The sequence below is a fragment of the Acidimicrobiales bacterium genome (genome assembly GCA_041394185.1).
Taxonomy (GTDB): Bacteria; Actinomycetota; Acidimicrobiia; order Acidimicrobiales; family Poriferisodalaceae; genus JAAETH01.
The window spans coordinates 60,836-82,092 of record JAWKIQ010000003.1 but is presented as its reverse complement, the minus strand read 5'-3'; the positions used below and the strand labels follow the sequence as shown (position 1 = coordinate 82,092).

Genomic DNA, 21,257 nt, shown 5'->3' with positions numbered 1-21,257 from the left:
ACCGGCGACCAGGAGGGACTCCGGTCGTGACTCGAACCCCGCTTCGATCGCAGCGCTCCGAAGACGGAGCCGTGGCAGCAGAGCTCGCTCTGTTGCTGCCAATACTCGTGATGCTGTTGTTCGGCATCATCCAATTTGGTCTCGCCTACAACCGGCTCCAGGGTGTGCATGCCGCCGCCCGCGAGGGAGCCCGTGTGGGTTCTGTCAGCCCCGGCAACGAATGTGCCCGGGCTGCTGATGCTTTGGACGGCCTGTCGATCACCGCCACGTGCACGGTGATCCAGGCGTGTCCGGGCGATCGGGTGATCGTTTCGGTCGAGGCCACTTCGGCTCTCGACATCCCCTTTGTCGGCAGCAGGAACGTGACTCTCACCGGAAGGGGTGAGTACCGATGCGAGGTATAGGTCGTGGCCTTGCGGCGCGGACTGGCAGCGACCAGCATGGCGCGGCGGCGATCGTTGTCGCCTTGTCGATGACCGTGCTGATGGGGTCGGCCGCAATCGTCCTCGATGCCGGTGACATCTGGCAGCAGCGCAGGCAGTTGGTTGGGGCTGTGGATGCCGCGGCGTTGGCGGCTGCGGCGGACTTTGCCGTGGATGTCGATGGTTGCGCCACGACGGCCGACTCCTATGTCGAGGCGAACGCCCCCGATGTTGGGTCGACCGACTGCGTTTCGACGGGCATCGGATCGGCCGGGCAGGTGACCGTGACCGCCGAGGTGACCGTTCAGCACGCAATTGCTCAGATTCTGGGCAAGGAGTCGACCCTGGTCGATGCGACCACAACGGCACAGTGGGGGCCGGCGACATCGCTGACCGGCTTGCGCCCGTTTGCGCTGTGCGAGGGCGCGCCGGCGTTCCAGTCGTGGGTTGCTTCGGGTTTCTCGACCGACCAGACGTTTCGAATCGAATACACCAAGGAACAGGCTGACGCCTGCGGCGGCCCTGCACCCGGCAACTGGGGTCTGCTCGACTTCGACGGGGGTTCCAACTCGAACCAGGACACCAAGGAGTGGGTCGAGTACGGCTACCCGGGCGAGGTCGATGCGCCCGACTGGATCGACGGCGATACCGGAGCGTTCAGCCAGTCGTTGCCGATCTCCGCGGTGTTGAACAAGGTAATCCACGTGCCGGTGTTCGATGACTACAACGGCGCGGGCGGGTCAAATGCCGACTTCCACGTCGTCGGCTTCGTGTCGTTGAAGATCGTCGACTACAAGGCCAACGGCTCGGAGTCGAGCAGGTACCTCGACGTGGTGTTCCAGACCACGGTGGCGGCGGGCAAGTGCTGCAACGGGTCGACGGTGGACGGTGGAACCAGGGCGGTGGGCCTCTGTGCAGTCGAAAATGAAGGGACTTGCGGGTGAAACGTCGGATGTTCGGAATAGTCGCGGCTCTGGCCATGGCCGGATTCGGGACCGTGTTGTTGGTGTTCTTCGTGCGCGACGCCGAAGCCAGGGCGGTCGCGGGCGAGGAGCGGGTCGACGTGTTGGTAGTCACCGAGGAGATCCCGGCGGGCACCGACGGTGAGCTGATCGCATCGAGCGTTCGGGTCGAGGCCGTGCCGGCGAAGGTCAGGCCCGAGGACGCCGTGGTCGAGCTGTCGGAGCTGGAAGGCCTGGTGGCCGAGGTGGCGCTGGTGCCGGGCGAGCAGATACTTCGTAGTCGCTTCGTCGAGCCAGACCTGCTGACCCGCACGCGGGTGGAGGTGCCCGAGGGTTCCATCGAAATCACCGTTGCCCTGGAACCGCAGCGTGCCGTGGGCGGAACCCTGTTCCCGGGTGACACGGTTGCCGTGGTCGCTTCGTTCGAACCTTTCGACCTGGGCGGCGCACCTGTGGGCGAAACACCCGACGGCGAACCGTTGGTCGAGATCGACGGCATCCTGGTGCCGGCCGACACGAAGACGCCCAACTCGAGCCACCTGGTTCTGCAGGACGTGCTGGTCACCAACGTGCAGATCGAGGAGCTTCCGGTGGTTCCCGACGAGAACGACGAAGCGATCGAGCGTCGCGGTTTGGCCCCGTCGGGAAACCTGCTGATCTCGGTGGCTCTCGATCCCGACGATGCCGAACGTCTGGTATTCGCAGCCGAACACGGAACCGTGTGGCTCGGCAGGCAGCCCGGCGACATCGACCTTCGAGACACCCAGATCCAGACACGGGCATCGATCTATGGGGAGGGCTGACCATGAGCGTCGTAGCGGTAATCAGCAACCGCACCGGATTCGACGTCGAGCTCAGGGCGGCCTTGGGTCCCGAAGGGCCTGACGTAGGGCAGATTCCGGTTGGGCCGACGGCCTCGGAACGCATGATCGTCGAAGCGCTGCCGGCCAGCGGTGACGTGGTTGTCCTGGTAGGCCCCGACCTGCCGCAGGATCAGGCGCTGGGGCTGTTGGAGCTGGTGTCTCAGATGAGGCCCACCGCAGCGCCGGTGCTGGTGGCCCATCCCAGCCCCGACGTGTTGCGCCAGGCCCTGCGCATGGGAGCCCGCGGGGTAGTGGCTCCGACGGCGGCTGTCAGCGAGATAGCCGACGAGGTGCAGAACGCGCTGCACACGGTGATGCGCCTGCGCGAGAACTTCGCGGGCCCCGGCCCCGGTGACCCGACCAAGCGGGTGATGTCTGTGGTCAGCGCCAAGGGCGGCACCGGCAAGACCACAGTGGCGGCCAATGTTGCTGTTGCCCTGGCCGCCGCAGCCCCCGGCCAGGTGGCGCTGGTCGACTTCGACCTGCAGTTCGGAGACGTCGAATATGCCTTGCGCCTGAAGCCCGAGCTGACCATCGCCGACTTCGCCAGGGCCGGCGACCGCGTCGACGAGACCTCGGTGAAGGCGTTCTTGACCGCGCATCCCACCGGTGTGTTCGCACTTTGTGGCGCCTCGACCCCAGCCGAGGCCGAGGACTTGGATGCCGCGGTGCTGGCACGGTTGGTGCAGCTGTTGGCCTCGAACTTTCGTTATGTGGTCATCGACACGGCCGGAGGCATTGACGATGCGGCTCTGGTGGCGATGGACAACTCCACCGACCTGTTGATGATGAGCTCGACAGACATTCCGTCGGTGCGTGCCATGCAGAAGACCACACAGGCTCTGCGCCAGCTGGGGCTGGACGACAGGCGTTGGCATTACATCCTCAACCGCTCTGACGCGAAGGTGGGACTGGATGTCGACGACATCGCCGATGCGGTTGGCCTGCCGATCGATCTCGCCATACCCGACACCAAGACGATGACCATGGCCATGAACCAGGGAGCTCCGGTGGTCGAAACCGATCCTCGGTCTGCGGCGGCAAGGCGCATCGCCGAGTTCGTCAGTCAGTTCGTGCCGCGAGAAGACATCGAGCACAGAAGCCGCCGCCTTCTCGGAGCCAGGAGATAGCGATGAGTCTTTCGGATCGTTTGAAGGCTGCCAACGGCACTGAACCCACCGGCCTGGTGCCCGTTGGCCTGGCGCCCATCGGAAAGGCGCCTGCGGGCAAGGCCAAGGACCCCAAGCAGGCGGCCACCGACCGCGCTAGAGAAAACAACGCCGTCGACCCGTTCGGGGTTCTGAAGGCACGCGCTCAGGCGGCGCTGTTCGATCGGCTCGGGTCGAGACTGTTCGACCCCGACCTCGACGAGGGCGAGCTGCGCGAGCTGGTCGGCAAGGAGTTGACCGAGGTGCTCGAGGCCGAAGCGTCGGCCCTCACCGGCGACGAGCGCGCCATGGTGGTCGAGCAGATCTGTGCCGATGTGCTCGGCCATGGGCCGATCGACGACATGCTCGCCGACGAGGCGGTGACCGAGATCATGGTCAACGGCACGCAGCGGATCTTCGTCGAGCGCAACGGCCGTCTCACCCAATCAGAACAGCGGTACCTGACCGACGAGCATCTGCGCCGGGTCATCGAGCGCATAGTCGCCCGAGTCGGGCGCCGCGTAGACGAAAGCTCGCCGATGGTCGACGCTCGACTGCCCGACGGCAGCCGCGTCAATGCGATCATTCCGCCGCTGGCCGTCGACGGACCGGCCCTGACCATCCGAAAGTTCGCGAAGCGCGCCTTGACCGCCGACGATCTCGTGGCCAATGGATCTGCCAGTCGCGAGGTGGTCGACTTCCTCGAGGGGTGCGTTCGGGGTCGGCTGAACGTGCTGGTCAGCGGGGGCACCGGCTCGGGCAAGACGACCTTGCTGAACATCGTCTCGTCTTTCATTCCTGGCGACGAACGCCTGGTGACCGTCGAGGATGCCGTCGAACTGCGGCTGGCCCAGACCCACGTGGTGCGTCTGGAGAGCCGGCCGCCCAACATCGAGGGCAAGGGTGCCATCAGCATCCGAGACCTTGTTCGTAACGCCCTGCGTATGCGCCCCGACCGCATCATCGTCGGCGAGGTTCGTGCTGGCGAAGCGCTCGACATGTTGCAGGCCATGAACACGGGCCACGAGGGTTCGTTGTCGACCCTGCATGCGAACAGCCCGCGCGATGCGATAAGCCGCCTCGAGACGATGGTTCTGATGAGCGGCATCGACCTGCCAGTGCGAGCGATTCGCGAGCAGATCGCCTCGGCTCTGGACCTGATCGTGCAGATCGGCAGGCTCCGCGACGGCAGTCGCCGGATCGTGAAGATAAGCGAGGTGAACGGCCTGGAGGGCGAGGTGGTGACCCTCACCGACCTATTCGAGCTCGAGTACGGCAGCGGCACCGATGAAAACGGCCGGGTCAATGCAACTCTGGAACCCACGGGCTTGCGCCCCCAGTTCGGTCAGCGCCTTGCCGACCAGGGCATCACCTTCGCCTCGAATCTGTTCCAGGGAGGCCTCGGGGCAGACGCTGCGCTCACCAACGAGTTGGGCGGATGGCGCGACCGGTTGGGTGTTGGGGGATGAGCTGAGGTGACTTCGATGCGGGCTCAAAAGAATTCAGTTACCGCAGCTGCGTTGGCCATCACGGTGGTGTTTGCCATGGCCGGCTCGATCGGTTCGCCGGGCGTGGCGTCGGCCCAGGAGCCGCCACCCGCCGACACAGTGGCCGTAGAACCGGTCGACGAGGTGGCGCCACCGGCCGGTGCGGTGGTGTCGTCGATCGAAACAGTCGACGGGCGCATGACGCTGGAGGTGTCGATTCCACCCGAGGTGGCGGGCCAACGCCTCGACCCGAGTTCGGTCGGCGTGATAGTCGACGGTAACTACGTGGTGGCCAACGTGGCCAGGCCGCGCGGCGACGACCTGGCCGTGGTGTTGGCCATGGACGTCTCGGGATCGACCGCAGGGCCGGTGCTGGAGCAGGCCGTGACCGCAGCCGCGCGCTTCGTCGATTCGGTGCCAGAGGGAACGTTGATCGGCGTCGTGTCGTTCGCCGAACAGCCCCTGGTGTTGGTGCAGCCGACGTCGGATCTGTCGGTGGTTCAGGCAGCGCTCGCCTCGCTTTCGGGTGATGGTCCCACGGCTCTCTTCGATGGTCTGGTGACCTCGTCGCAGGTCATCGGCACCACATCTGCAACCTCGCGGGTGGTGGTCGTGTTCTCGGACGGCGGCGACACCAACAGCACTGCCACTCTGGCCGATGCCACCGCGGCCAGCGCGGCGGTTGACGCTTCGGTCGAGGTCGTATCGCTGCAGAGCACAGATGCCGACCCTGGCACCCTGGCTGCTCTGGCCCGAGAAGGACAGGTCTGGTCGGTGGCAGACCCAGCGGCGCTGAGCGACGTTTTCGTCGACATAGGCGACCGTCTGGGAAACCGGTTCGTCGTGAGCTTCGACGAGCCGGCCGGTGGCTTCTACGTTGTGGTTCGCGGAGACAACGGGCTGCGCCGCACCTACGTCGAACTCGACGAGGAAGTCACAGGTCTGCCCCGCAGTGATGCGGGCAGCCGCGCCGCGGTTCCCGAGCTGGTCAACCGGCCGTCGGTGGTGCCGACTGTTGCCGAGGCTCCGACAGCGATGTTTGGTGACCGCGCCCTTCCGTATGGTCTGGGCTCGGTAGCGGCCGCCGTGTTCCTGGCTGCAATCGTCATCGCCTGGCCCAACCCCAACCGGAACAGGCCGGCGCGGCCGATGCTGGCTCGGCGCAGCAAGCCGTCACCTCGTGAGATGACGCGCAGACTGTCGGACCTGGCCGAATCGGGCCTGGCCAGGTCCGGTCGCAAGAACGCGATTGCGTCGATGCTGGAGCAGTCTGGCTCGTCGCTTCGAGTCGGCGAGTGGCTGGTGGCGGTGCTGGGCGTTGCCATGGGCGTCATGGCCGGCGTCACCGTTGCCGCCGGACCCGTGCTGGGCCTCGTCGCCTCTGCGTTCGTACCATTGCTGGCGCGCTCGTTGCTGAAGCTGAAGGTGGCCAAGACACGAAACGCGTTTGCCGACCAGCTCGGATCGACGCTGCAGCTGATGGCTTCGAACCTGAGGGTCGGTCACGGCATGTTGCAGAGCATCGACGCGGTGGGTCGCGAGTCTGACGAACCAACCAGCCACGAGTTTCGGCGGGTAACCGGTGAGATCCGGTTGGGTCGCGACGTGGGCGACGCGCTGCGCGCCATGGCCGACCGTCTGGACAACGACGACTTCCGTTGGGTGGTGCAGGCCGTCGAAATCCACCGCGAGGTGGGTGGTGACCTCGGCGAGGTGCTGGACAACGTCGGGGCGACCATCCGCGATCGTCAGCGACTGAAGGGCCAGATCGCGGCCTTGAGTGCAGATGGACGTATCTCGGCGGGCGTGATGATGGCCCTGCCGTTCTGTGTTGGAGGACTGATGATGTTCACGACGCCTGACTATCTGGGCGAACTGACCGGACGAACCGGAGGCCAGATGTTGTTGGCGTTCGGCGCGTTCCTGATGGTGGCCGGCGCGGCGTGGCTCAAGAGCATCATCAAGTTGGACTTCTGACATGGGCGACTACTTCACCTCCGCGACCTCGCTGTTTCCCTCGGGCTCTGACATGCTCGTCCTGGCCGGGGCCGCCCTGGTCGCCACTGCAATTCCTGTCATGTGGTGGGCCCTGTCGGGCGGCTCTAAGAAAGAGGCCTCGCGCCACCTGCAGAGCGCAACCACCGTCGACCTGCACCAGCTGCTGTTGACGCGGTCTGCAGAAGAGCGTGTGGTCGGGCCGATCGCGGCATCGATAGCCCGCAAGGTCAGGCGCTTCAGCCCCGCCGGCATGATCGCCAGCCTCGACCGCAAGGTGGCCCTGGCCGGATCGCCCACGGCCTGGCCGGTCGAGCGGGTACTGACCGCCAAGCTCTTGTTGGGCATGGTTTCGGTGGCCTTGGCCCTGGTGACGCTGCTCGGAGGGTTGACCACCACCAACGTCGTCGTCGCCGCAGTAGTGGTGCTGTTCGGGTATCAAGCTCCAGATCTGATGTTGAGCCGAACTGCCGAAGCCAGGCAGGACATCATTCGCCGGTCGCTGGCCGACGCAATCGACCAGGTCACCATCAGCGTCGAGGCCGGGCTGGGGTTCGACGGAGCCATCGCCCGCTATGCCGAAACCGGTACCGGGCCACTGGCCGAAGAGTTCTTGCGCGTGCTCCAGGACATCCAGTTGGGCTTGGCCAGGCGCGAGGCCTTCGACTCGCTGCTGGCCAGAACCGACGTCGACGACCTTCGCCGGTTCGTCCTGGCGCTGCGCCAGGCAGACGAGCACGGCATACCGCTGGCCCAGGTGCTTCGGACCCAGGCGGGTGAGCTGCGCGAGCGCCGCCGCCAGCGAGCCGAGACCAAGGCCGCTGCAATACCTGTGAAGGTCATCTTCCCGATGATCGTGTGCATCTTGCCGACGCTGTTCATCATCATCCTCGGGCCTGCCGTGTTCCGCATCGCCGACACCTTCGGCGGCTGAGCTATTCGCGTTCTCCAGGAATCGTTCTTAGGTGCCGATGGACTTGTCATGAGCACCCACACCATCAGGCGCGGCACGGTGCTTGCGGCGTGCATGACTTTGTTGGTGACGGTGGCCACCTTGGCGGCCGTCAAACCCGCAGCTGCTGCGCCTTTGCAGTGCGCCGACTTGAGACTGGATCAGCTGACCCACGGTGTTCCGGTCTTCGATGTCACCGACATGGCCATCGCTCCTGACGAAACCGTCGTCATGTGGGTGGGCGCTGCGGGCTACCGGCACTTCATCGGGCTGAGCGGCGCCGAGCCCGCACCTGCAGCTCGTTTCGATGGCACCGCCTGGTGGGGAACGATCAATCCGATACTGGCCGACGGAGAATCGATCGTGGGCATCAGCTGGACTGCGACCAGCCAGGGCTACTGGATGTTCACCTCGGCCGGGCGCGTGTTTCCGTTCGGCGATGCGGGGTTCTTCGGCGACCTGGAGCAACTGGATGTGGTGCCGGCCCTGCCGGTGAAGGGCGGGGTGGCCACCGTGGCCGGCGATGGGTATTGGTTGTTCGCCGAAGATGGCGGCATTTTCGCCTTCGGTGCCGCCGGTTTCCACGGAAGCGTGCCGGGTGCGCTCGCCGGCACCGGCGCCCAACTGGCTGCACCCATAGTTGGCATGGCCCCATCTTCCACCGGTGAGGGGTACACCATGGTTGGCGCAGACGGAGGAATGTTCGCCTTCGGTGATGCCCCGTTCATGGGGAGCCTTCCCGGTATGGGCGTCACCCCCGACGAACCGATCGTCGACATGATCGCCAGCCCTGGCGGATATCTGCAGTTGGGCGCGGACGGCGGCACCTTCTTGTTCGGCAATGCTCAGTTTCAGGGATCGATCCCGTTCGGAGCCAGCTGTGGGCGCATCTCGTACTGGCCAGGCGTTGGCGCGGTGTCACTGTCTGGCCTCGACTTTCTGGGCGCTGACGTGTTGGCCACCAACGACGGCTACATCCTGACCGACACCCAGGGCTGGGCGTATCGCTTCGGCGAGGCCGTGGAGGTGCCCAGGTCTGGCGCCTGAGCCAGGGGCTGTGCTTGAGCGATGGTGTGGTGAGCCGACCGGATCGCCAGACTGGTGAGAGCTCATGGCGACGAAGACCTGCAAAAACCCTGCGTGTGACGACCGTGCCTGGTGGGCCGGCTTTTGTCGCCTCTGTTTTCAGACCACCGGCGCTGCCGAGAGGGTCGCAGAACAGCGGGTGGCCGAAGAGGTTGCAGCGCGGGAGGCTCGCCGCGCCGCAGAGCGACAGCGGGTTGTCGATGCGCTTCGCCGGTTTGGGGACGAGGGCCGACTACCTTGGTGGGAAGTGTCAGAGAAGCTCAACGCGGCCGGGTTGAAATGGGAGGGTCGCAGGTTCACACCCGCGCTGGCCCGCGGCCGATACCTCGACATGACAGCCGCCGAATGGGAGTAACCAGACCCGCCCGCACCATCTGGTCGCCCGATCTGTTGCCCGTCACCCTGGCCAATGTCACGGTGATGGCGCTGGCGGCCTTCGACGGCCTGGCGGTGGTGGGCGCGTTGCCCTCCATTACCGAAGACCTCGGCAAGGTCGCCCTGTCGCCCTGGGTGCTGACCTCGTATCTAGCCGTGTCGGCCGTTGCCGGCATCGCGGCGGGCCCGGCCATAGACGCGGTGGGGGTCAGGCGCACATTCAGGGTCACCGTCGTTTGGTTCCTGGTTTCAAGCATCCTTGCCACCATCGCCCCAACCATGGAGACGCTGATAGCGGCCCGCGTCCTGCAAGGCCTGGGCGGTGGGCTCGTGATCTCCGTGGTTCTGGCTTCGGTGGGTCTCGCCTACGAGCCCGAGCTGCGCCCGCGCGCATTCGCCGCCAACTCGGTGGTGTGGGGAATCATGGGGTTCGGCGGACCTGCCCTGGTGGGTCTGGTGCTGGCGTTCGGCGACTGGCGCTGGATATTCGGGATACAGATACCGCTGACCTCGCTGGCCCTGGCGATGGGCTGGAATCGTCTGCCCAGCACCCGCGAACGTCCCCAGCGAATCGAGACCGATTGGGTCGGCATCGGGTTCGTGGCCCTGTTCGTCTTTGCGTCGATCCTGGCCACGTCGCTGCTGGGGGTTACGGCTCTGGGAGCCGCCGCGGGTGCAGCGGTAGCACTGGCCGCGGCCGTGGCCTATTGGCGGCACTCGGGACGCGAACCCGAACCAGTGCTGGCCAGGCAGCACCTGGTCAGCGACCCGATGTGGCGAATCCACCTTTCGGCGGGCCTGATAATGATGGCCGGAATCAGCGACGCATACCTGCCGCTGTACGCCCAGGCGACCCGAGGCTGGTCGGAGTCGGCCGCCGCCTTCACGGTGCTGTTCGTAACCGTCGGCTGGACCGGCGCAGCGATAGTGATGTCTCGCCTCCTGGACAGAATCGACGAGGTCGATGGCATCGCCATCGGAGGCTTCTTGATCGTGCCGGCGACCTTCTTTGCCGCCCTGGGGTTGTGGTTCGACTGGCCGTTCCCCGTCATCCTGGCGGCCTTCTTCGCCATGGGTATGTCGTTGGGCGCACTGACCAACGCTGGCCTCAGCTTGTTGCAGTCGACCAGCGCCAGCAACGAGATGGGCCGCACCAACTCGGCCCATCAGTTCATCCGGTCGATGGCCATCACCTTCGCCGTTGCGGTGGGCGGCGCCGTCTTGTTGTGGGTGGTTGGCAACCAGGTGGGTGACGTAGAGGTCGTTCGCGACCTGTTGGCCGGTGAAGACATAGCGGTGGGCGCCGATACAGCGGCGGCGATCGGCGATGGACTGGCGGCCGTGTTGACGATCTCGGTGGTGCTGGCGATCGGGTGTTTCGCGACTACCCAGAGCTTGCGCAAGGCGATGCGATCCCAGAACTAGCCTTGACCTCGTGACGCACGGCTTCAGTTCCGACCTCTGCATCGTTCGCGGTGGGGGCGACCTGGCGTCTGGCGTGGTTTGGCGGCTGGTTGCTTCGGGTTTTCGCGTGGTGGTGCTCGAGTTGCCACACCCCCTGACCGTCAGGCGCACCGTGTCGTTCTCGACAGCTGTGCTGGACGGCCGCGTCGAGATCGAAGGGCTGGCCGCCGTTCTGCACAACGACTTCGCGTCGGCGGCCTCGGCGGAAAACGAGAGCGCTGTATCGGTGGTTGTGATGCCCGAACTGCCCGGCGACCACGGGGCCTTTGCCGTAGTCGATGCTCGCATGGCCAAACGCAACATCGATACGAACGTGGGCGATGCTCCGTGTGTGGTGGCGCTGGGACCGGGGTTCGAGGCCGGTGTCGATTGCCACGCCGTGGTCGAGACCAATCGGGGGCATCATCTGGGACGGGTGTTGTGGACGGGCTCGGCCGAGCCTGACACCGGAACCCCAGGTGTGGTCGAAGGCCGTGGAGCCGAGCGCGTGGTCAGGGCGCCCGCCGACGGCGCTGCCGAATGGAACGTGGCCATAGGCGAGCGGGTGGCGGCCGGCCAGTGCATGGGCTACGTGGCCGGTCAACAGATGTCGGCACCGTTCGAGGGTGTTGTGAGAGGCCTGATCGCCGCCGGTACGCAGGTGTGGACAGGGCTCAAGGTCGCCGACATCGACCCCCGACTCGACACCGACTGCTACGAGATCTCCGACAAGGCGTTGGCCATCGGCGGCGGCGTTGTCGAGGCGCTGTCGGTGTCGCTGCGCCGCCATCGGGCCTGACCCGTGGAAGTCTTCGCTGTGTCGCGAGCCGCCGAGGCTCTGAACCTGGGTTCGCACGAGCATGTCTCGCTGGTTGGCGGCGGTGGCAAGACGACCCTGTGGCACGCCATTTCGGCGGGTCTTAGCGGGTCTGTGGTGCTGACCACCACCACCAAGATGGGAGCAGACCAGCACCGCGGCCTGCCCTGGCTGTTGGCGCCCAGCGACCAGCAGGTCCGCGACGCCCTGGCCGAGCACCAGCGGGTCATCGTGTGGAGAGGTGTGCAGGGCCCCAAGGCCATTGGCGTTGCACCCGATCGCGCCGACGACCTGTTCCAGATCGCCGATCACGTCGTGAACGAGGCCGACGGCGCCAGACGCCGACCATTCAAAGCTCCGGCCCAGTTCGAGCCCGTGGTTGGGCGCACCAGCAACGTGATGGTGTCGGTAATCGGTGCCGACGCGCTGGGGCGGGTCATCGCCGACCAGTGCCACAGGCCCATGCGGGTGGCCGCCCTGGCGGGCTGCTCGCCCTACGAGCGGCTGACCCCTGGGCGGGCAGCGGCCGTCATCACCAGCCCCCGGGGTGCGCTGAAGGAGAAGCCGGCGGCTTCACGCTTCGCAGTTGCGGTGACCAAGGTGAGCCCCGGCAACGAGGATTTCGTCGCCGAGCTGGTGGCCGAGCTCACCTCGGCCCCCGGCTCGCTTCGGGTGGCCGTATTCGCCGACGAGGCACCGCTCGGCTGACCTGGGCGCCCCTTCTGGGTGTTCGGTGTTAACTCCCTGGCAAATCTGCCGAAGGTACGTCGAAGACCCGTTCCGGCGACGACCGACCCTCACCAGTGAGGTACGGGCGGTTGTGTGAGGTTTGCGACGATGCAAGACAGTGAAATGACAGAGGGCCTCGGCGAGGCGAAGGCAGGTGCTGGCGCCGCCAAGAAGGGCGGCGTGGGCCTGAACGCCAAGCTGATCGGGGCCTTCATTGCGATGGGACTGATACCGCTGGCGATCGTGGCCCTCATGGGGTTGCGCACCAGCTCGTCGGCGCTCACCGATGTGACAGGCGACCGGCTCGAGACCGCCGCCGTCGAGGCGGGCGACATGATCGATCGCAACCTGTTCGAGCGCTACGGCGACGTTCAGGCATTCGCGGGCCACCCCTACCTTCTGGAAGATCCGGTTCGGGCCACGGCCAACGCCGACTTCTTGATGGCGAACTACGGCATCTACGACCTGATGATCATCACCGACACCGAAGGCAAGGTGTTTGCGGCCAACAGCGTCGACTGGGAAGGCAACCCGGTGAACACCGCCGACCTGGTCGGGCGCGACATGTCTGGCACCGACTGGTTCCAGGCGGTGATGGACGGCCAAACGCCTCCTGGCACCACGTATTACACAGACGTGCATCTCGACGCAACGGTTCGTGAGGTATACGGCGAAGACCGCATGACCTTGCCCTACACGGCGCCGTTCCGCGATCCGTCGACCGGCGAGGTCATCGGTGTCTGGCACAACGAGGCATCGTTCCACCGTGTCGTCGCCGACATCATGGAGGCGACCCGCCAAAAGATGATCGCCTCGGGCGTCACCACCGTCGAAACCCACGTACTGCGTGCCGATGGTCTGGTCTTGGACGACCCGAACGCCGAGAACATCATGTCGGAGAATCTTCCGCAGCAGGGTTCAGAGGCCGCAGCGCTGGCGATCAGCGACGGCCACGGTGTCACCCAGGAAGCGTTGACCAGCGACGATCCGGTGACGCTCAACGGCTACGCGAAGACCGATGGCGCCCTCGGGTTCCCCGGATACGGGTGGGGTGTTCTGGTCAGCCAAGACCTCGGCGAGGCCACCGCCGTTGTCGGCGACATGCGCAACTCGATCCTGATGATGGCTGCCGTGATGGCCCTGATCATCGGTCTGGTCGGCTGGTGGTTGGCCCGCAGCATCTCGCGGCCGGTCAAGGCCGTGGCCGATCAGGCCGGAATGATCGCGGAGGGCAACCTCGATGTCGAAGAGTTGAAGATCAACCGCCACGACGAGATCGGCGAGATGGCACGGTCGTTCAACGCCATGACCGGCATGTTGAAGACAGTCAGAACGCAGGCACAGTTGATCGCCGACAAGGAGCTCAGCTCCAAAGAGTTCGATGTGCACGTGCCCGGCGACCTGGGTGTTGCCCTGACCACCATGGTCGGCTCGCTGCGCGACATGATCGACGGGCTCTCGAGCTCGTCGACGCAGCTCGCCAGCGCGGCCGAAGAGCTCACCATGGTGGCCACCACCGTTGGCAACGGAGCCGAACAGACGGCGATGCAGGCGACATCTGCATCGGCCAGCGGCGACCAGGTGTCGTCGAGCGTGGCCACAGTCGCCTCGGCAATCGAGGAGATGAACGCAACCATCCGCGAAGTGGCCCACAGCGCCGTGGAGGCGTCGAACGTTGCTGGTGAGGCGGTCGAGATCGCGAAGATGACCTCTCACACCATCGCCGAGCAGACCAACCTGCTGGCTCTGAACGCCACCATCGAGGCCGCCAGGGCCGGTGCCGCCGGCAAGGGCTTTGCAGTGGTTGCGAGTGAGGTCAAGGAGTTGGCCAACCAGACCGCGGAAGCCACCGACGAGATCTCGAGCCGCATCCAGGCGATTCAGGAAGACATGGTCGGGGCGGTCAAGGCCAACGAGCAGATCACCGAGACGATCGATCGCATCAGTGAGATCTCGGCCACGATCGCTTCCGCGGTCGAAGAGCAGAGCGTCACAACCGAAGAGATCGGTCGCAGCGTCGAAGAAGCAGCCGTAGGCACACAGGAGATCGCCAGAACGGTCACCGAGGTGGCATCGAATGCCGACTCGACCCGCCAGTCGACCGACGACACCCGTCGGTCGGCCGAAGAACTGTCGAAGATGGCCGGCGAGCTGGCAAGGCTGGTCGACGCATACCACTAGCCGCACCCAGGGCTCGGCCGCTGCGGCCGGGCCCTTTGGCTAGGTACTGATGCAAGAAGGGAGCGGACAAGTGGACGAAGACGACGAGATCATTGGCGAATTCCTAGTAGAAGCGAGCGAGGGCCTCGACAGGCTCGATCAGAACCTGATCGAGCTCGAGGAGACGCCCGACGATCGCGAGATTCTGACCGAAGCGTTCCGAACGCTTCACACCATCAAGGGCTCGTGTGGCTTTCTGGGCTTCGCCCAGATGGAGGTCGTGGCACACAGGGGCGAGAACCTTCTCAGCCTGCTGCGCGACGCCGTCCTGGAGATGAACGACGAGATCGCCGATGCCCTGCTGGCGACTGTCGACGCGATCCGCCAGATCACGGCGACCATCGACGAGACCGGCGCCGAGGGTGTTCACGACCACAGCGCTCTGATCGCCGAGCTGGAGCGGCTGGCGAACCATGACGCCGCCCCCGCCAAGGCCGCTGCGCCGCCTGCCGCAGAGCCGGTCGTGCCTGAAGAGGCTGTGGCTGTTGAAGAGGCTGTGGCTGTTGAAGAGACCGTGGCTGTTGAAGAGGCTGTGGCTGTTGAAGAGACCGTGGTTGTCGAAGAGCAGACGGCAGATGAGCCCGCGGCCCAGGCTGAACGCATCGGCGACATCCTGGTCGATTCGGGTGACGCCCGCCGCGACGACGTAGAGATAGCCGCCAGCGAGCAGAGCCTTGGCGACGAGCGCAAGATCGGCCAGATCCTGGTGGATGAGGGCCGTGCCGACGCTCAGTCGGTCGAGAAGGCAGCCGACAAGCAGAAGTCGGGCCGCTCGGAGTCGAGCATCCGCGTCGATGTAGACCTGCTCGACCGGGTCATGAACCTGGTCGGCGAGCTGGTGCTGGCACGCAACCAGATGGTGCAGCTGACCGAGGGCTCGAAAGAAAAGACCCTCATCTCGGCTGCCCAGAGGTTGAGCCACATCACGAGCGAGCTGCAAGAGGGTGTCATGAAGACCCGCATGCAGCCGATCGGCAACGTGTGGAGCAAGCTCCCCAGGGTCGTACGAGACCTCAGCCGTCAGTTCGGCAAGCAGATCCGTCTCGAGATGGAGGGCAAGGAGACCGAGCTCGACAAGGGCATCATCGAGGCGATCAAGGATCCGCTCACCCACATCGTTCGCAACACCGTCGACCACGGCATCGAACTGCCCGAGGTGCGCGAACAGATGGGCAAGGACCCCGAGGGTTTCCTGCGGCTGCGAGCCAGCCACGAAGGTGGTCAGGTCGTCATCGAGATCACCGACGACGGCAAGGGCATAGACCCAGAGGCCATCAGGTCCAAGGCCGTTCAAAAGGGTCTCATCACCGCCGAAGCCGCAGCCGAGATGAGCGACAAGAACGTCATCAGCTTCATCTTCGCCCCTGGCTTCTCAACCGCTCAAAAGGTCAGCAACGTGTCGGGCCGAGGCGTCGGCATGGACGTGGTTCGAACCAACGTCGAACGCATCGGCGGCACTGTCGACGTGAGGTCTGAGGCCGGCCAGGGCACGACCTTCAAGATCAAGATACCGCTGACTCTGGCCATCATCCCCGCGCTGATCGTGTCGGCAGACGGTGATCGTTACGCGGTGCCACAGGTGAGCCTGCAAGAGTTGGTTCGCATCGAGAAGGGCGATCCCGAGCACCGCATCGAGATGGTGCACGGCACTCCGGTCTATCGCCTGCGCGGTCGGTTGCTGCCAATCGTTGACCTGCGCTCGAACCTGGGCCTCGCTTCGGCCGAGGAAAGCGACTCGATCAACATCGTCGTGTTGCAAAGCGACGAGCGCCTGTTCGGGCTGATCGTCGACAGCATCGAGGACACAGAGGAAATCGTCGTAAAGCCGCTGGAGCGCCAGATCAAGGACCTCGACCTCTTCGCCGGCGCAACCATCATGGGCGACGGCAAGGTGGCCCTGATCCTCGACGTGCACGGCATCGCAGCCGCTTCGAACCTCGTTGGGCCCGGATCGAACACCACCTGGCTCAGCGAAGAAGAGGATGCACTCTCGGCCGAATACGACGAGCGTGCCCTGCTGATAGTGGAGCTTGCAGACGAATCGACGGTCGGTCTTCCTCTCGACCAGGTCGATCGGCTCGAGAGCTTCTCGCCCGACCGAATCGAACGCTCGGACGGCAGGCCTGTGGTGCAGTACCGCGGCGGAATCATGCGCCTCATCGATGTGGGCCCGACCCTCGGCATCTGCCATGGAGCCGTCGACGGGGGCATCGAGTCGAACGTCGTGGTGTGCAGCCAGGGCGGGACACTTGCCGGGCTTGTGGTGGGTCGGATCCGCGACATCGTGCTCGATCCCGAAATGCACGATGAGGACGGCCAGCAGCGAGCGGTTGTCGGGGGCAAGGTCATCGATGTCGCCGAGCCGCGACGGATCATGTCGATGGCCGGGATGGTCGTCACCGAAGACGCCAACGAGTTGATTGGGGTGTATTGATGCACGAGACGGCTAATCAAGCCATGCAGCTGTGCACGTTCAGGGTGGGCGAGCTGCTGCTCGGCATCAACGTTCTGGATGTCCAAGAGGTGCTGCGCGAACAGGCGATCACGCGGGTGCCTCACTCGCATTCGTCGATCAGCGGGTTGATCAACCTGCGAGGTCGAATCGCCACCGCCATCGACCTAGGTAGGCGGCTGGAAGCCGCAACCTCGGGCGAGGCGTCGATACACGTGGTCGTTCGGTCGGGGGGCAGCGTTGCCAGCCTGATCGTCGACTCGATCGGTGAGGTGATAGAGGTCGACGGCTCGACCTATGAACCGCCGCCCGAGACGATGCTGGGACCGGCGCGCGATCTCATTCTGGGTGCCTACAAACTCGAGAACGAGTTGCTGTTGATTCCCGACGTAGAGCGGGTGGTGACGATGCCGTCGGCAGCGGCGGAGGTTGTGGCATGAAAGCAGTAGTCGTTGACGACTCCAGGGTGGCTCGCCGCCGGGTGTCGTCGATAATGGGCGAGCTGGGCTTCGAAGTGATCGAAGCCGAGCACGGCCAGGATGCGTTGGACCAGATGGACCCGGCCGATCCACCCACGGCGATCGTCGCCGACTGGAACATGCCGGTGATGGACGGTGTCGAGCTGGCCAAGGCCGTTCGTTCCTCGACCGCATTCAAGAACGTTCCGTTCTTGATGATCAGCAGCGAGGCCGACCCCAGGCGGGTGGCCAAAGCCATCCTCGCGGGCGTCGACGAGTATCTGTTCAAGCCGATCGACCGGACCATGGTCGAGGATCGGCTGGCCGTGATGGGCGTCTACACGGCGGTCGAAGTATGAGCGACGAAACCAAGATTCTGATCGTCGACGACTCGGCCGTGGCCCGAGGCATGCTGACCTCGATCTTCGAGGGCGAGACCGACTTCACCGTCGTAGGCACCGCATCCAACGGTGAGATCGGCTTGCGCAAGGTCGACGAGCTGCAGCCCGACATCGTGGTGCTCGACATCGAGATGCCGGTGATGGACGGCCTCACGGCCCTCGAGACCCTGAAGACCCGTCACCCGCGACTGCCGGTGATCATGTTCTCGACCCTGACAGAACGCGGAGCTGCGGCAACGGTTCAGGCGCTGTCGCGCGGTGCCTGGGACTATGCGGCCAAGCCCGGTCAGACAACCAGCCTTGCAGCGGCCAGAGAGGCCGTCCGGCAAGAGCTGGTGGCCAAGGCCAGGGCGATCGCCGGCAAGATCGGCAAGGGTGGCGCAGCCCGCGGGCTTGCGTCGAGACCTTCGGCCCGTCCGGCCCCTGCCCGGTCGGTGCCGTCGCGTCACACGACGTCGACCATCGACGCTGTCGTGCTGGGAAGCTCCACGGGCGGCCCGGTGGCGCTCGAGACGGTTCTCAGCGCAATCAAGACACCGCTTCGGGTGCCCCTGTTCGTCGTGCAGCACATGCCGCCGAAGTTCACAGAGGCCCTCGCCGATCGGCTCGACCGCAAGACCGCCTCGCGGGTGGTCGAGGGTGCACACGGGATGCGGGCCGAGCCCGGAACCGTTTACATCGCACCAGGAGGGCGTCACATGGTGATCAACAACCGAGGGGCGATGCCCACGGTCGAGATCATCGACACCCCGCCGGTCAACTCGTGTCGGCCCTCGGTCGACGTGATGTTCGAGTCGGCGATAAAGGTCTACGGCGCTCACATGTTGGGCGTGATGCTGACCGGCATGGGCGCCGACGGGGCCAAGGCCGCAGCCAACATGGCCAAGCTGGGAAGCCCTTTCCTGGCACAGGACGAAGCAACCAGCATCGTTTGGGGAATGCCAGGCGCCGTCGTCGATGCGGGTTCGGCCAGCGAGGTGCTCCCGCTCGAATCGATAGGGCCTCGCATAGCCGAGATCGTGTTTCGCTCGACCCCGTCTCGGGGACGCGGAACTACGACCGGTCATGAAAAGGTGGTGGCGCAGTCATGACCACGAAGACCGACGCTCCGTCGATCGGTCCGGCCGAGATCGACTTCGTCACCAAGTTGGTGGCGACCAAGATCGGGGTTCAGCTCGAGGGCAAGGACTACCTGATCGAGAGCCGGCTGGCGCCGGTGGCCCGCAAGCTGGGGCTCGCCGACGCATCGGCCCTCATCTCGAAGGTAAGGATGGGCGACCGCGTCGCCGAGGGTGCCGTCATCGATGCGATGACCACCAACGAGACCTCGTTCTTCCGGGACCAGCACCCGTTCGAGACACTGACCGGACACATCATCCCCGACCTGCTGGCCAAGCGCGGAGCCGGAGCGGGACTCTCGATCTGGAACGCTGCGTGCTCGAGCGGGCAGGAGTCCTACACGCTGGCGATGCAGCTGTTCGAGAAGTTCCCGACGGTGGCCAAGTCGCCGCGGACCAAGATCCTGTCGACCGACGTTTCGCCTGTGATGGTGCAACGCACGAAGGCGGGCGAGTACAGCAGGTTCGAGGTAAACCGGGGCCTGCCCACCAGCCTGGCTATGAAGTACTTCGAACAGGACGGCCGTCAGTGGAGGGTGAAGCCCGAACTGAAGGCGATGGTCGACGCCAGAGAATTCAATCTGCTCGACCCGATGACCAACTTCGTTCGAATGGACCTGGTGCTGGTGCGCAACGTCTTGATCTACTTCCCGCGCGACACCAAGCGGGCGATCCTGGAACGCATTCGCACGCAGGTAGTGAAGCCAGACGGCTGGCTGATGCTGGGCGCATCCGAGTCGACGCTCGGAATCGACGACGGGTTCGAACCACGTCGGATCGGTGATTCGACCTTCTTTTGTGTGAGAGGAGCCAACAGATGAGCGACGTAGTGATAGACGACGTCGATCTCGACGAACTGGCCGAGGTGGTGCTGGAGACCCTCGACGGGATCCTCGCCACGATGGGCGAAGGCGTCGAGGTGCCGATGGTGCCGGCAACGGCAGCGACCGTCATCGAGGCGGTGGTGCCCGTGCTTGGCGCCGCTTCGGGGCAGTTCACCGTTCGCGTATCGGAATCGGTGGCCAAGAGCCTCGCCGTCATGTGGATGGGTTTGGAGATCCACGAGGTGTCCACGGTTGACGCCTGCGATGCCGTCGCCGAGTTCTGCAACATGCTGGCTGGCTCGGCCAAGACCCTCGTCAGTGCCGAAACCGCACTTGACGTGCCCCGTGTCGAGGCGCGTCACTGCGATGAGGTCCACCACCTTGCCAACAGCACCGAGGTGTTCCACGACCTGGGCGTGTTCGTGGTCGACTTCTCTGCCTGACACAACAAACTGAACGAACCAAAGAGGCCCGGATGCTTTGCATCCGGGCCTCTTCGCGTAGTTCTTGACGGGCGAGATCTCTGTCAGGCGCCTATGGCTCGGCGGGTCTCCTTCAGCACAGCGTTGAAGTCGCTGTGGCTGAGACCCAACTCATCCAGGCACGGGGGCACCAACATGAAGAAGTCGTTGTCCTCGTCGATGTCGCCGGCAGCCAGGTGGGCCACCACGTCGGCCAGGTAGGTGGCCGCAGCGAGCGGACCCCGGCCCAGCGGATCGTGGTGGTGTTGAATCGCCTCGCCGATGTCGTCGGGAATGGTCCAATGTTCACACACGACACGACTGACCTCGCCGTGATTCACGTCGAGCATTTCCAGCTCGATGCGTGCGGCCTGATCACCGATCGTAAGCGTCGGATCTTCGAGGATCGCCGTCGATGCGTAGAGCTTTGACAACACGAGCTTGCCGATGTCGTGAAGCACGGCCGCTGTCACCGCCGAGGCCCGATCGATACGAGACGACCGGCGCCCCAGCGCAACTGCGGCTTCGACGGCATGCATGTGGTGCATGGCGATGACCCGGGGGTCGATGGCCCCGTCGGGCAGAAGATGGGTCGCCCTGGCCGTCTCGAGCCTCGTGGCAATGGCCACCACTCTCATCAGGCCCAGGCGCACCACAGCATCGGAGACCGACCGGGCGGGCGACGACGATGCAAACACCGAACTGTTGGCCTCGGCCAGCAACTCGCCAGTTAGAACACCGTCTCGCATCAGCAGCTGGGCGACGTCGTCGGCCGTGGCGTGTGGGTCTTGGGTCAGACCCACCAGCCTCAGCACCGTGTCGTTCAGCGGTGGAAGCTCGTCGATCAGGTCGGTGAGTACCAAATGTGTTTCGATTAAAGCCATATTTTTCAACGCCACCGATCGATTGCTACACGTAATAGAAGAATCGGCATAAGTGGAGTTCGGCTGAGTGAAAACCCGGTTGCATCGTCATTACTTGTCCGTAATCAAGTAATAGACGCAGTGTTCACGAATTGTGGGCCGTTCACGCGCCTAGGCGCGC

The 21,257-nt window shown here is 64.9% G+C and carries 19 protein-coding genes; 18 read left to right on the top strand and 1 reads right to left on the bottom strand.

Annotated features, from left to right (window positions below; genetic code table 11):
• Positions 1 to 26: 26 nt before the first annotated feature.
• From R2770_13900 to R2770_13815, 18 genes are all read left to right on the top strand, one after another.
• Entirely contained in the window at positions 27 to 404 is a 378-nt protein-coding gene (locus tag R2770_13900; GenBank protein ID MEZ5281550.1) for a pilus assembly protein, read from the top strand.
• Positions 392 to 1,366: a pilus assembly protein TadG-related protein gene (locus R2770_13895; GenBank protein MEZ5281549.1), complete on the top strand. Its 975-nt coding sequence runs from the start codon at positions 392 to 394 to the stop codon at positions 1,364 to 1,366. The genes R2770_13900 and R2770_13895 overlap by 13 nt, the downstream gene beginning before the upstream one ends.
• A complete protein-coding gene (locus tag R2770_13890) occupies positions 1,363 to 2,187 on the top strand; it encodes an RcpC/CpaB family pilus assembly protein (GenBank protein MEZ5281548.1) in 825 nt (274 codons plus the stop codon). Before R2770_13895 ends, R2770_13890 begins: the two co-directional genes overlap by 4 nt.
• Positions 2,188 to 2,189: 2 nt before the next feature.
• The gene (locus R2770_13885; protein ID MEZ5281547.1) at positions 2,190 to 3,377 is read left to right on the top strand and encodes a P-loop NTPase; all 1,188 of its coding nucleotides are present in this window, start codon (positions 2,190 to 2,192) and stop codon (positions 3,375 to 3,377) included.
• A gap of 2 nt (positions 3,378 to 3,379) precedes the next feature.
• A complete protein-coding gene (locus R2770_13880) occupies positions 3,380 to 4,864 on the top strand; it encodes a CpaF family protein (protein ID MEZ5281546.1) in 1,485 nt (494 codons plus the stop codon).
• A 15-nt stretch (positions 4,865 to 4,879) separates the two neighbouring features.
• Positions 4,880 to 6,859 (top strand): type II secretion system F family protein, encoded by a 1,980-nt coding sequence (locus R2770_13875; protein ID MEZ5281545.1) that lies wholly within the window; start codon positions 4,880 to 4,882, stop codon positions 6,857 to 6,859.
• A gap of 1 nt (position 6,860) precedes the next feature.
• Positions 6,861 to 7,811, top strand: coding sequence for a type II secretion system F family protein (locus R2770_13870; protein MEZ5281544.1), 951 nt, complete (start codon positions 6,861 to 6,863; stop codon positions 7,809 to 7,811).
• 48 nt (positions 7,812 to 7,859) lie between these two features.
• Positions 7,860 to 8,876, top strand: coding sequence for a hypothetical protein (locus R2770_13865; protein MEZ5281543.1), 1,017 nt, complete (start codon positions 7,860 to 7,862; stop codon positions 8,874 to 8,876).
• 384 nt (positions 8,877 to 9,260) lie between these two features.
• Positions 9,261 to 10,715, top strand: a complete 1,455-nt coding sequence (locus R2770_13860) for an MFS transporter (GenBank protein MEZ5281542.1) — start codon at positions 9,261 to 9,263, stop codon at positions 10,713 to 10,715.
• Positions 10,716 to 10,725: 10 nt separating this feature from the next.
• The gene (gene yqeB / locus R2770_13855; GenBank protein MEZ5281541.1) at positions 10,726 to 11,532 is read left to right on the top strand and encodes a selenium-dependent molybdenum cofactor biosynthesis protein YqeB; all 807 of its coding nucleotides are present in this window, start codon (positions 10,726 to 10,728) and stop codon (positions 11,530 to 11,532) included.
• 3 nt (positions 11,533 to 11,535) lie between these two features.
• Positions 11,536 to 12,258 (top strand): selenium cofactor biosynthesis protein YqeC, encoded by a 723-nt coding sequence (yqeC, locus tag R2770_13850; GenBank protein MEZ5281540.1) that lies wholly within the window; start codon positions 11,536 to 11,538, stop codon positions 12,256 to 12,258.
• Positions 12,259 to 12,387: 129 nt separating this feature from the next.
• Positions 12,388 to 14,460 (top strand): methyl-accepting chemotaxis protein, encoded by a 2,073-nt coding sequence (locus R2770_13845; GenBank protein ID MEZ5281539.1) that lies wholly within the window; start codon positions 12,388 to 12,390, stop codon positions 14,458 to 14,460.
• 70 nt (positions 14,461 to 14,530) lie between these two features.
• Positions 14,531 to 16,933, top strand: coding sequence for a chemotaxis protein CheA (locus R2770_13840; GenBank protein ID MEZ5281538.1), 2,403 nt, complete (start codon positions 14,531 to 14,533; stop codon positions 16,931 to 16,933).
• Positions 16,933 to 17,391, top strand: coding sequence for a chemotaxis protein CheW (locus tag R2770_13835; protein MEZ5281537.1), 459 nt, complete (start codon positions 16,933 to 16,935; stop codon positions 17,389 to 17,391). The genes R2770_13840 and R2770_13835 overlap by 1 nt, the downstream gene beginning before the upstream one ends.
• On the top strand, positions 17,388 to 17,768 hold the full coding sequence (locus tag R2770_13830) for a response regulator (GenBank protein ID MEZ5281536.1): 381 nt from the start codon (positions 17,388 to 17,390) through the stop codon (positions 17,766 to 17,768). The genes R2770_13835 and R2770_13830 overlap by 4 nt, the downstream gene beginning before the upstream one ends.
• Positions 17,765 to 18,901 (top strand): chemotaxis response regulator protein-glutamate methylesterase, encoded by a 1,137-nt coding sequence (locus R2770_13825; protein ID MEZ5281535.1) that lies wholly within the window; start codon positions 17,765 to 17,767, stop codon positions 18,899 to 18,901. Before R2770_13830 ends, R2770_13825 begins: the two co-directional genes overlap by 4 nt.
• Positions 18,898 to 19,749, top strand: a complete 852-nt coding sequence (locus R2770_13820; GenBank protein ID MEZ5281534.1) for a protein-glutamate O-methyltransferase CheR — start codon at positions 18,898 to 18,900, stop codon at positions 19,747 to 19,749. The genes R2770_13825 and R2770_13820 overlap by 4 nt, the downstream gene beginning before the upstream one ends.
• A complete protein-coding gene (locus R2770_13815; protein MEZ5281533.1) occupies positions 19,746 to 20,195 on the top strand; it encodes a chemotaxis protein CheX in 450 nt (149 codons plus the stop codon). Before R2770_13820 ends, R2770_13815 begins: the two co-directional genes overlap by 4 nt.
• 83 nt (positions 20,196 to 20,278) lie before the next feature.
• On the opposite strand, the gene R2770_13810 is transcribed toward R2770_13815, so the two are convergent.
• The gene (locus R2770_13810) at positions 20,279 to 21,097 is read right to left on the bottom strand and encodes an HDOD domain-containing protein (GenBank protein ID MEZ5281532.1); all 819 of its coding nucleotides are present in this window, start codon (positions 21,095 to 21,097) and stop codon (positions 20,279 to 20,281) included.
• Between the last annotated feature and the right edge of the window lie 160 nt (positions 21,098 to 21,257).

Bases quoted from the DNA above. Each gene is read 5' to 3' on its own strand.
- R2770_13895 (MEZ5281549.1), top strand. From the start codon at position 392: ATGCGAGGTATAGGTCGTGGCCTTGCGGCGCGGACTGGCAGCGACCAG.
- R2770_13885 (MEZ5281547.1), top strand. From the start codon at position 2,190: ATGAGCGTCGTAGCGGTAATCAGCAACCGCACCGGATTCGACGTCGAG.
- R2770_13880 (MEZ5281546.1), top strand. From the start codon at position 3,380: ATGAGTCTTTCGGATCGTTTGAAGGCTGCCAACGGCACTGAACCCACC.
- R2770_13875 (MEZ5281545.1), top strand. From the start codon at position 4,880: ATGCGGGCTCAAAAGAATTCAGTTACCGCAGCTGCGTTGGCCATCACG.
- R2770_13870 (MEZ5281544.1), top strand. From the start codon at position 6,861: ATGGGCGACTACTTCACCTCCGCGACCTCGCTGTTTCCCTCGGGCTCT.
- R2770_13865 (MEZ5281543.1), top strand. From the start codon at position 7,860: ATGAGCACCCACACCATCAGGCGCGGCACGGTGCTTGCGGCGTGCATG.
- R2770_13860 (MEZ5281542.1), top strand. From the start codon at position 9,261: ATGGGAGTAACCAGACCCGCCCGCACCATCTGGTCGCCCGATCTGTTG.
- R2770_13845 (MEZ5281539.1), top strand. From the start codon at position 12,388: ATGCAAGACAGTGAAATGACAGAGGGCCTCGGCGAGGCGAAGGCAGGT.
- R2770_13835 (MEZ5281537.1), top strand. From the start codon at position 16,933: ATGCACGAGACGGCTAATCAAGCCATGCAGCTGTGCACGTTCAGGGTG.
- R2770_13830 (MEZ5281536.1), top strand. From the start codon at position 17,388: ATGAAAGCAGTAGTCGTTGACGACTCCAGGGTGGCTCGCCGCCGGGTG.
- R2770_13825 (MEZ5281535.1), top strand. From the start codon at position 17,765: ATGAGCGACGAAACCAAGATTCTGATCGTCGACGACTCGGCCGTGGCC.
- R2770_13820 (MEZ5281534.1), top strand. From the start codon at position 18,898: ATGACCACGAAGACCGACGCTCCGTCGATCGGTCCGGCCGAGATCGAC.
- R2770_13815 (MEZ5281533.1), top strand. From the start codon at position 19,746: ATGAGCGACGTAGTGATAGACGACGTCGATCTCGACGAACTGGCCGAG.
- R2770_13810 (MEZ5281532.1), bottom strand. From the start codon at position 21,097: ATGGCTTTAATCGAAACACATTTGGTACTCACCGACCTGATCGACGAG.